The sequence below is a fragment of the Orenia sp. genome (genome assembly GCF_055140805.1).
On sequence record NZ_JBSQYM010000094.1, the window covers coordinates 1 to 11,515 of the forward strand.

10 protein-coding genes are annotated in these 11,515 nt (G+C 31.2%); 2 read left to right on the plus strand and 8 right to left on the minus strand.

Translation table 11 applies throughout. The features are described from left to right. Positions 1 to 147: 147 nt before the first annotated feature. The 6 genes from ACTCDL_RS10135 to ACTCDL_RS10160 form a co-directional block, all read right to left on the minus strand. Complete coding sequence (locus tag ACTCDL_RS10135; RefSeq protein WP_463176320.1) at positions 148 to 1,692, minus strand: BglG family transcription antiterminator; 1,545 nt, start codon at positions 1,690 to 1,692, stop codon at positions 148 to 150. Between the two features lie 714 nt (positions 1,693 to 2,406). Further along, a complete protein-coding gene (locus ACTCDL_RS10140) occupies positions 2,407 to 3,966 on the minus strand; it encodes a BglG family transcription antiterminator (RefSeq protein ID WP_463176322.1) in 1,560 nt (519 codons plus the stop codon). 593 nt (positions 3,967 to 4,559) lie between these two features. Continuing rightward, positions 4,560 to 5,138, minus strand: a complete 579-nt coding sequence (gene rbr / locus ACTCDL_RS10145; protein ID WP_463176346.1) for a rubrerythrin — start codon at positions 5,136 to 5,138, stop codon at positions 4,560 to 4,562. Positions 5,139 to 5,232: 94 nt separating this feature from the next. Then, positions 5,233 to 5,613, minus strand: a complete 381-nt coding sequence (locus ACTCDL_RS10150) for a desulfoferrodoxin (RefSeq protein ID WP_463176325.1) — start codon at positions 5,611 to 5,613, stop codon at positions 5,233 to 5,235. Next, positions 5,613 to 6,776, minus strand: coding sequence for an FprA family A-type flavoprotein (locus ACTCDL_RS10155; protein ID WP_463176328.1), 1,164 nt, complete (start codon positions 6,774 to 6,776; stop codon positions 5,613 to 5,615). Before ACTCDL_RS10155 ends, ACTCDL_RS10150 begins: the two co-directional genes overlap by 1 nt. Then, a complete protein-coding gene (locus ACTCDL_RS10160) occupies positions 6,777 to 6,938 on the minus strand; it encodes a rubredoxin (protein ID WP_463176330.1) in 162 nt (53 codons plus the stop codon). It lies immediately after the preceding gene. 365 nt (positions 6,939 to 7,303) lie between these two features. Between ACTCDL_RS10160 and ACTCDL_RS10165 the strand changes: the two genes are divergently transcribed. After that, a complete protein-coding gene (locus ACTCDL_RS10165) occupies positions 7,304 to 7,873 on the plus strand; it encodes a biotin transporter BioY (RefSeq protein ID WP_463176333.1) in 570 nt (189 codons plus the stop codon). 213 nt (positions 7,874 to 8,086) lie between these two features. Beyond that, positions 8,087 to 8,656 carry a biotin transporter BioY gene (locus ACTCDL_RS10170; RefSeq protein ID WP_463176335.1) on the plus strand — a complete coding sequence of 190 codons (570 nt, stop codon included), beginning with the start codon at positions 8,087 to 8,089 and terminating at the stop codon, positions 8,654 to 8,656. A 48-nt stretch (positions 8,657 to 8,704) separates the two neighbouring features. On the opposite strand, the gene ACTCDL_RS10175 is transcribed toward ACTCDL_RS10170, so the two are convergent. Further along, positions 8,705 to 9,562 carry a thiamine pyrophosphate-dependent enzyme gene (locus ACTCDL_RS10175; protein ID WP_463176338.1) on the minus strand — a complete coding sequence of 286 codons (858 nt, stop codon included), beginning with the start codon at positions 9,560 to 9,562 and terminating at the stop codon, positions 8,705 to 8,707. Next, entirely contained in the window at positions 9,562 to 11,283 is a 1,722-nt protein-coding gene (locus ACTCDL_RS10180; RefSeq protein ID WP_463176341.1) for a 2-oxoacid:acceptor oxidoreductase subunit alpha, read from the minus strand. Before ACTCDL_RS10180 ends, ACTCDL_RS10175 begins: the two co-directional genes overlap by 1 nt. Positions 11,284 to 11,515: the final 232 nt, after the last annotated feature.

Consider the following 11,515-nt stretch of genomic DNA (forward strand, 5'->3'; position numbering starts at 1 on the left):
TATTTAAACAATATATAAATTTCCACTTTTATTATGGAAATTTTACATCATTAAAAAATATTTCTCTTAATATGGCCATGTGAATTCAAAATAACAAAAACACCATCTTTATTAAAAATGGTGTTTTTATTAATAATCATATTAATTTTATTTAAATGATCTTATCTTATTATTTATTATTTTAATATCATTATCATCAACTAAAGGACTTATCACTATTGTTTCAGGAATTTGAGATAAATATTTATAGCTAATAATAATATCTGCCATTTTTAAGGAATCTTCATCTACCTGATGATAATATAATGTTTTGACTATCTTAAGATTAGGCACTTTATTAGTTAGACGTACATTAATCAATTCATTAATAACTCTATTTTCATGAAAAATAACTAAAGCTTTAACTTTATCCTTATTTTTTTCAAATATTGATAATAGTAATAAAGCAATGTGATTAATATCATCTTGCTTTATTACTATTGAATACCCTTTAAATATCTCTTCCATTTCACCAGCCACTTCAAATATACCAGGATTTAACTCCCTAAGTTCTTCTATTATATCATCCTCTATATCAGAGAGTACATTTCTACTAATACCATATTTAAACTTCTTTAAAAGATGGTTTATATATAATATCAGATTCATATAGGAGACAGTGTTACCCTCTATATTAATTTTAAATCTCCTTTCAACTATAGCCATAAATTTATCCATTATATTTATTACTTCTTCATCTATCCTATCCAAAACCTCTCTTTTATTATCTAATTTTTTATCTAAATAAAACTCCTCTGATAAACATTGTAAAAAACCTCCCCCAAACTCATCTTGAGATATCTTTAAACCTACTATTCTCTCTACTATAACTCTAAATAACTTAACAATTTTATATAACTTTAGCTTGTTCAATTCTTTAAGTTCATGAGGAGTTAATTTTATCCCTTTCCCCTCTTTAATTCTTTTAAAGGTAACGCTTCCATAGAAAGTAATATATAAAATAGATTTACGAGAGTATAAATAATTATTTCTTATTTTATTAGTCTCAATTATCTTCTTTATCTTCTTTAAATCTATATCGGAGCAAAACTCTCGTAGAATTTCATAATCTTGAGGATAAACACTTTGATTATTCATCAATAGCTGGCTTATCTCCTCCAATCTATCACCTAATAGCTCAAAGATAATATTAACCATTGCCTCTCTTAAATGTAGCTCTCTTCCTTTTATATAAATTCCATGATTTCTTACTCTATTTAAAGTCAACTGATATTTATTCAGCCATTGCTCCACATCGATTAAATCTTTAATAATAGTTGACCTACTCACAGACAATTCTTCAGCCAATAGCATTATAGTATAATCTTTATGATTTAATAATAACCTCTTAATTATCCCCTTTACTCTATCTGTTGGGGATAATAACAGATATTCTAGCTCGCCTCTAGATATCTCACCTTTTAAAAACTTCTTATTCTTATCATCTGCCTCTAGCCAAACACCAACCCCTGGTCTTTTATATAGAGAAATATCGAATTTATCTAATTCAGCCTTCAATTCTTTCAAATCAGACCTAATAGTTCTAGAAGAGACATTACATATATTAGCTAACTCTTTAATAGTAATTATCTTATCAGTGTTTAATAATATATCTATAATTTTATTGTATCTACATTTAGATAAATTTAACACAATTCACCCTCCTATAAGCATCAAAATAAATAAAAATACCCAACATAAAGTGATAAAACTCAACTTTAAACAGGTATATTTCTTATAATCTTATGCTATTATATCTCTTGTAGATTTTAAATCGACTAGTACTATAGGTGTTCAAGTCTAAAGCGTAATTTAATGGTTATATTGTGACACTTTTAAAATAAGCGTGAGTGGGTGTGTGAGTGTGAGTAACCCCCAATAAAAAGAAGTTTTACACACACTCACACTCATAGCTCACGCTCGACACAAAGTGTCACACTATCTCTCTATTGTTTCATTCTAGAGTTGAATATCTATATAGATATCCAAGTCTAAAGTGTAATAAAAGACTAAAGATTAAAAGCTAAAAATTAGCAGCGAATTAACACGAATTAAAGAGTAAAAGATTAATTCTTTTGGTTTTATTCGCGTAAATTCGGTAGATTCGTTGCTGAAAGTTATCTTTTAAAGTTTTTAGTTAAGAAATTAAAGGTATTAAATTATTAGAATGTAATTTTCCCCTCTCTTGAGATGAAGAGAGGGGTTAGGGGTGAGTTTAAGTTCTTAAAATCTCACAACGCCCCCAGCCCCTCTTAATCTTAAGAAGGAAGTAAAAAAATAAATTTCTTTTTAAGGTTGTTTATCTATATAAAATATATCATTTATAGCTTTTTTCTAGTAAATATCCGTAAAGACAGTTACCTTATCCTATAAAATCTTAGATTTTAATTTTAGTTTAATTTTATTTCTAATTAATTGAATATCTTTCTCCTTGACTAAAGGACTAATCACTATTGCTTCTGGTAGAGTAATTCGTTGATTAGAAGTAATAATTAAATCAGCATCCTTTAATCTTTTCTGACTTACTTCTTTACTATAAATATAATCTATTATCTCTAAATTTGATATACTTGTTATTAATCTACTAACCATTAGTTCATTTATTATAAGAGCTTCATTATTAATAATTATAGCCTTTACCTTTTTGGTCTGTTTTTCAAAAGCCGATAATAATAATATAGCTATATAATCAATATCTCTCTGACTTATTATATTTATATGATATTGTCTAAAGACATCTATAATTCTATTGGATATCTCAATTATCTCAGGATTATTCTCTTTGATTCTATTTATTATCAAATTATCTAATTCATTTACAATCATCTTAGGAACTTGATATCTAAAATGATTATAAATATGTCTGATGTGTAATATTAAATCTAAAAATAAATCTATATCATCTTCTAAATTAACATCTAATTCTTCTTCTACTATCCCAATAAACCTCCTACTTATATCAAGAATAGTAATATTAAGCTTCTTTAATATATCTTCTTTAGTAGCTAGTGTCTTATCATAGTATACATCTGCACATAAAAACTGTATAAAAGCTCCACAAAGCTCATCCTCTGAAATTATTACTTCAAAGTCTTCTTCTGCTCTTCTTCCAAGAATCTTAGCTAATTTAAATAACTTTAGCCTCTTTAATCTAAGCCTATCCTGTACTAATAATTTGATTTTCTTACCCTCTTTAACTCTCTTTATGCTTATAGTGATATAAAAAATAAGAGAGAGCTTACTAATATCTGTAAATAAAAAACTATCTTTAATTTCTTTAGAATCTATTATCTTTTTAATATTTTTCAAATCTACTTCAGCAGAAAAATCTCTTAAGATATCATAATCTTTAGGATCAACATTATGATTATTTTTTAATAACATATTTATCTCTTCTAATTTTTCTTCTTCAATTAGCTTAAATAATACCTCCACTATTGCTCCTCTTAAATCTCTCTCTTCTCCCTTTATTCTAATGAACGATTGCTGATGATTCTCTAAGGTCAAATTATAATTGCTGAGCCACTTCTTAATTTTTGCTAGATCCTTATTAATTGTAGATCTACTAACATATAACTCTTCGGCTAATAGCTTGCAAGTATATCTTTTATTTTCAAGTAACATTTTGATTATCTCTGCTCTTCTATCTAAAGGTGAACAATTACTTTTAAAAGTAATTGTTTTTGATATATATTCTTTCAGCCACATAGATTTATCATATTCAGATTCCAACCAAACCCCAACACCTGGCTTTTTATGTAAGATAATACCCATTTTACTCAATTCTTTCTCTAACTTATCCAAATCACTTCTAATTGTACGCGAAGAGACCTTACAACTTTTAGCTAATTGATTAATAGTCAACTTTTGCTGATTCAATAATATATATAATATCTTACTATGCCTTCTTTTAGATAAATCGAACATTATTATCACCCTTAATAATTATTAAATAAAAAACGTTTGCACAAAAGTAACTAGTCATTTCAATTGATAAACTAACTTTAAATACAATAACTTATTCTAATCTATTTAATAGGATATCTTAATAATATACTTAAACAAATTATCAAAAAACACCTTTTTAATTTGATTATATTTATTTCCACTTGTCTTTAGGAACAATTATACTTTTTAATCAATTTATTTCCAATAAAATATAGAATATTAATTAATCAAAATCTAGCATAGCAATCCACACCATATACTACTTACTTATCTTCTTGCCAACTTTAGAATGAAACAATATAGAGATAGTGCGACACTTTGTGTCAGTTGATAGTTGATAGTAAAAAGATTAAAAGCTTTGTGATTTAAGGTTTTGTATTTAACTATTCACTCTCAACTATACACTATACACTGGGGTTTAAAAGTGTCGCAATATCCCCATTAAATTACACTTTAAACTTGTAGATCTAAATAATCCTTAGCCTATCATCTAAACTTTTAAATTTAAAATAAAAAATTCACCCTATTAGTAATCTACCAATAAGGTGAAGGGTTTAATAATTTTTTAACTTTTAATAATTAGTCTCTTTTAACTCAAAGAACTCTTGTGGATGAGCACAGGCTGGACATTTTTTAGGCGCTTGCTCACCTTCATGTACATATCCACAGTTATCGCATTTCCATCTTACAGTTTCATCCTTAGCAAATACCTTCTCTTCTCTTACATTTTTTAATAACTTTAAATATCTCTTTTCATGCTCTACTTCTACTTCAGCAATCTTTCTAAAAGCCACAGCTATCTTTGGGAAACCTTCTTCATCAGCTACACGAGCAAACTCTGGATATAGCTCAGTATGCTCTTCATTCTCTCCAGCAGCAGCAGCCTCTAGATTCTCTTCAGTTGTTCCAATTACTCCAGCAGGATATGCAGCAGTAATCTCTACATCTCCACCTTCTAAGAATTTAAAGAATACCTTAGCATGCTCTTTTTCATTTCTAGCAGTCTCTAAGAAGATTTCAGAGATCTGACGGAAACCTTCTTTTTTTGCTTGGGATGCAAAATATGTATAACGTGTTCTTGCTTGAGATTCACCTGCAAATGCCTTTAATAAATTTTGTTCAGTTTTTGTTCCTTTTAAACTAGCCATTATTATCATCCTCCATTTTTTAATTTACAATTTAAAATGAACAATGTACAATTTAATTTATTTTTAATTGTCAATTGTACATTGTCAATTATTTTTACTAAGCTTTCCATAGTCCATGGATATTACAAAATTCTCTAACCTCTACAATCTCATCTTTAGCTACCTTAAATTCAGCTACTGGTTCCTGGCCAGCCTCTAATTCTGCTCTAAGCACTTTATCCTCAGTTAATACTTCAATAAATCTAATCAAATGCTCTTTAGTCATTGGGTGTAGAGTACTTCCAACAGTTACTTTAACTCCACTCTCAACCTCTTCTACTACTGGTACATGCTTTTCAGTAGTATAATCAGCTGTTTGAGCTTCTAACTTTTCCATATTTTCTCCACAACATACTAATGGAGCTGGTCCTGCCTGTACAACCTCCACTACATTACCACAATGGTTACATCTATAAACTTCTCTTAATTCAGTACTCATTATTTAATCTCCTCCTTTAGTTTGTTTTTAATCTCTTCTAACTGACTTTCGTCAGGTATATATTGAACCTTAATTGAATCAAGAATTTCAAACTTACATTCCTTTAATACTTCTTCTACTTGACCAATACTCTGTCCTCCCCAACCATAAGAACCAAAGGCTAAACCTATTCTATTTTTAGGAGCCAAACCTTTTAGATATGTTAAAAAGGCAGCTACTGATGGTAGCATATTATTATTTAAAGTTGGTGATCCTACACAGATATACTTGGCTGTTAACACTTCAGTAATGATATCTGAACGGTGATTTACATCTAAGTTTAACATCCGTGTACTGATACCCTTCTCTTCAAAAGCACTCTGAATTGCATAAGCAACCTTTTTAGTAGAATCCCACATAGTATCATATATAACCAATGCCTTCTCATCATATTCATTAGCTGACCATTTTTTATACCTCTCTATAATCTCTGGAACAAAGGTTCTCCAAACAACACCATGGGATGGTGCAATTATATCAATATCTAAACCTGCCACAGTCTTTAAAACACCTTGGACCTGCCTTCCATAAGGCATTACAATATTAGCATAATACTTTTTAGCTTCCTCCATAACAATATCAAAATCAGCTTGATCATCAAAACGTTCAACACTAGCATAATGTTGACCTAAAGCATCGTTAGAGAATAATAATTTTTCTTCTGGTATATATGTAACCATATTATCTGGCCAATGAACCATTGGCGTTAATACAAAGTTTAAATTCCTCTCTCCTATGTTAAGTGACTCTCCTGGCTTAGCAATTTGAAAATCCCAATCCTTCTTATAATGAGCCATCAAACCTGCTCTTCCCTTTGGAGAAGTAATCAATTTAGCATTTGTTGCTACTTCCATCAACTTAGGTAAACCACCAGAGTGATCCATCTCTACATGGTTAGAAATTATGTAATCAATCTTAGCTGGGTCTATGATATCAGAGATCCTAGCTATCATCTCATCATAAAGATAATGCTTGACTGTATCAATCAAAGTTACCTTCTCATCAATAATTAGATAAGCATTATAAGTAGATCCCCTTTGGGTTAAATAACCATGAAAATCCCTTAAATCCCAATCGATACCCCCTACCCAATAAATATTCTCTTTAATTTGAACTGCTTTCATTTACTTAACCTCCTTAAAGTCCATCTTCTGTGCCCTACAAGTTGGACAACGCCAACTCTCAGGTAACTCTTCAAAGGGAGTTTTCTCTTCTATCCTTTGAGTTTTGTCACCTCTTTTAGGGTCATAAGTATAACCACAAATAATACACCTATATTTATTCACAATTATTCCTCCCAACTTCACTATAATTTATAATTAAGCTTTTAAAATTATTTATCAAAGATAATAGGTCTCTTTAATATTATTAGTAAAGTAGCCTTTCTTATACGGGAGTTTTTTTACTCTTCTATATATTATTAGAGATTATTAGTAACAATTCCTGCTTTAATTTTAAGAAATATTTATTTTTTGTTATTTTTGATAACAATTATCATTTTCATTATATTTTTCTATAAATTAATTGCTCCTTCAAGTATAATTGTAATTCTATTGACAAATATTATAAGACTCTGTTATAATAAATCCATCGTTAACCTTTTAAAAACACGGTTAACCACTTTATATTATATATACAAGGAGGATTCATTATGAATATTAAGACTAAAGATATGGTACTAGTTGCTCTTTTTGCAAGTTTAACTGCAATCGGTGCTTTTATTAAGATCCCTACTCCCTTTGGAGTTCCTTTTAGTATGCAGCCTTTATTTGTGATCTTTGCTGCTAACCTCTTAGGTAGTCGCCTAGGATTAATGAGCCAGTTGGTATATATCTTTGTTGGATTAATCGGTATACCAATCTTTACAAGTGGTGGAGGTCCTGCTTATGTATTAAACCCTACTTTTGGATATCTAGCAGGTTTTGCTATTGGGGCTTATGTAATTGGTAAACTAATCGAAAACAGAGAGAAAAACTTCAAAAACTTTATCTTAGCCAATCTATTAGGATTAGTTGTCTTCTATCTTTTTGGAGTAGCTCATCTTTATCTAATTATGAACTTTTATCTTGGTAAAGCATATCCAATTAACAGTGCCTTAATTGGTGGTTTTTTAATCTTCTTACCCTTTGATATCATCAAAGCTATTATCTCTGCAATTATTTCTAAAGAGGTTATTAAAAGGGTAGAGAATGCAATTCCTATTGCAGAGTTAAAGAATTAAAGTCTATTATACTTATATTTTTAGCAAATTAAACGTGTATATAGATAATATCTTTTTATGGGTATATTGGGACACTTTCGTGTCAGGAATCAGGAATCTGGAACCAGTGTTTATAACTGATTCCTGACTACTGATTCCAGATTCCAAAAAGTGTCGCACTATCTCTCTATTGTATTCAGTTCTGGTACTAACATAAGAAACTATCAGGTGGTGATGAAAATTAAAACTAAAAATCTTATCTTAGCTGCATTATTTGCTGCTCTCACAGCAGTTGGGGCTTTTATTAAAGTTCCTATACCTTATGTACCCTTTACATTACAAGTTTTATTCATCTTTTTTGCTGGAAGCTTATTAGGCGCTAACTTGGCTTTGACTAGTCAATTAGTTTATTTAGGGGTAGGATTGATTGGTATTCCTATCTTTACTCATGGGGGAGGACCTGCTTATGTATTACAACCTACCTTTGGATATTTAATAGGATTTGCAATTGGTGCTTATGTGATTGGCAAAATAGTTGAAAATCTCAAGAAGACAAGTTTTATCAACTTTTTCTTAGCTAATTTAATCGGCTTAGCTATAGTTTATTTATTTGGAGTAATCTATCTTTATCTTAATTTGAACTTGATTGCAGGAACTACTATTAGTCTGAGTAAAGCAATTAAAATTGGATTTTTACTGCCAATCCCTGGAGATTTATTACTCTGTATAATTGCATCGGTAATATCCCAAAAAGTTATTAATCAAGTCAAAGAAGCACTACCTATTGTGGGTATTACAAACTAATAAAGGTAAAGGATGAGGATAATCCTCATCCTTTACCTTTATTAAAGTCTATTTCATCTCATCAATTAATGCTTGAAAATCTGTTGGTTTTTTCTTCTCTTTAACTAGTTCTCTATCAGCAATCTGAGGATGCTTATCTCTAAAAATTGGAATCTCATCATTCTTATAGATAATACCAATTGGAATATTATCTCCCCACTCTTCAGACTTCTTCAAAGCACCTTCATAGCTAGTAGGATCATAATCATCACCTAATTGATAAACCCGCTTCATATACCATTGATAAGTATTAACCTTATTAAAAGAAACACAAGGTTGCAAAATATCTATCAAAGCATATCCTCTATGATTAATAGCTGCCTTCATCATTGCCTTTAAGTGTTCTTTTTTACCTACAAAGCTTCTTGCTACAAAACTAGCTCCCATAGCTACTGCAAATTTAATTGGATTAAAGGGTCTAGCCGTAATACCATTTGGTTGGGTAGAAGTAGTAATCTCTTCACCAGTTGTCGGTGATGCTTGCCCTTTAGTCAGACCATAAATTTGGTTATCATGAACAAAATGGGCAATATTAGGGTTTCTTCTGATATTATGAAGAATATGATTACCACCCTCTCCGTAGGTATCACCATCACCTGATTCTACTATTACCTTCATCTTAGGATTAGCAATTCTCATTCCTAAAGCAGGTGGTAAGGCTCTACCATGGAGACCATTAAATCCGTTAACCTTAATATAATGGGGCATCTTAGCTGCCTGACCAATTCCAGTAAACATAGTTACTTGAGGAGGTTGAAGCTCCATCTCTGCTAAGGCTTCTGCTAAACACTGACGTAAAGGAATATCACCACAACCTGGACACCAAGCTGTCTCACGGTTTGGTTCATATATCTCTGGATTTACCATTAGTCAATCACCTCTTCCTTAATGGCATCATAAATCTCTTCAGCTGTATATGGTCGTCCATCATATTTAACAATCTCATGATTTACCATAATTCCAGTCTCACTACTGATTAAACGAGAGAATTGAGCAGTAGCATTATTCTCAACCATAATCGATACCGTATCATCAATTCTATCCTCTAACTCTTCAATTGGTAATGGCCAGACATCGCTGAAGGTCAATAACCCTACATTATATCCATCTTTCTCTAATAATTCTCGCACTTCCTGTAATGGTCCATAAGTAGAACCCCACCCTATCAATAGATAATCTGTTTCTTCTGGTCCAATATACTCTGGCTCTTCTAAATCCTCTAAGATGAGTTTTTCTATCTTATCATGTCTTTTATCTACCATTGCTACTCTAGTTTCAGCATCTTCAATGATATGTCCATGCTCATCATGCTCATCACTATCTACTAAGACTACACTCTTTGGAACCTGACCTGGATAAGCAAGAGGAGAGATTCCATCTTCTGTAAACTGATAACGCTTGTAATCACTAATACCTTCTGCTTGTTCATCACTAATAAATCCATCATATCTTTGTAAAGAATCTAATTCAAAGGCTTCTAAATTGACCTCAGTGTCTGCTAAGAACTGATCACTTAAGATAATAACTGGTATTTGATACTTCTCAGCTAGATTTACTGCTCGATAAGTTTGATAAAAAGCATCTTCAGCATCCTTGACAGCAATCACCATCAATGGAAAATCACCTTGTGAGGCATTAATAGCAAATAATAAATCTGCTTGCTCTGTTCTAGTTGGCAGTCCAGTAGCTGGTCCAGGCCGTTGTACATTAACAATAGTCAGAGGTATCTCAGCTATTCCTGCAAAGCCTAAAGCCTCTACCATCAAGGAAAAACCTCCCCCAGAACTTCCTGTCATTGAACGAATTCCACTATAGGAACCACCTAATGCCATCATAATTGCAGCAATCTCATCTTCTGCCTGCTCTACAACTATTCCTAAATCATTCTGTCTTTTAGCTAAATAGTTCATGACACCAGTTGCTGGAGTCATTGGATAGGCAGAGTAAAATTGTACCCCTGCCACAGCTGCTCCCATTCCAATAGCTTGATTTCCATTGATTAAGATTTGATTATCGCTAGGAGTAACTTGGGGCATTTCAAACCTTCTTTCAGCAACCTCCGCTTTCTCATACCCTTTATCCAATGCACCGATATTCATATCTTTAATATCTTCAGCACGTCTAAAGTATTCACCTAACACCTCTTTAGCAATATTTAAATCCATTCCTAATAATTTAAGTAATACTCCCACAAATACTGTATTTGCTACTCTACCATTTCCGATATCATCAGCTATTAAAGCAGCTTCTAAAGAAAATATCTCTTTATCCTTGTTCTCTTCTCTTAGCTCTCCCTCATAGGATTCACCATTATAAATTATAATTCCATCATCTTTAACAAAATCTTGATGAATCTCTACCGCAGCTTTATTTAAAGCTAACAATATGTCTTGCTCATCTTTAGGTGCTGTTATCTTAGTATCTCCGAATCTAATTTTCATAAAATTATGTCCACCACGAACACGGGATTCATAATCCTTAGTTGAATAAACATTGAATCCACTTTTGAATAAAATCTTACTTAATACAAAATTTAATGTATTCAATCCTTGCCCTGCTTCTCCAGCAATGACTAAATTAAAATCCATTTGCTTCCCCCCTTGTAGTTAATAATAGCAGATATCTCTTATTTTACTCATTATTCTAAAAAATATAACATAGTCAAAGATATAATTATAGTTAGAATAATATAGATCTCCAAGTCTAAAGTGTAATTTAATGGGGATATTGTGACACCTTTAGGAATCAGGAGTCAGGGACCAGTTATCAGTAAAACAGACTGATTCCAGATTCTCGATTCCTGACACAAAAGTGTTACAT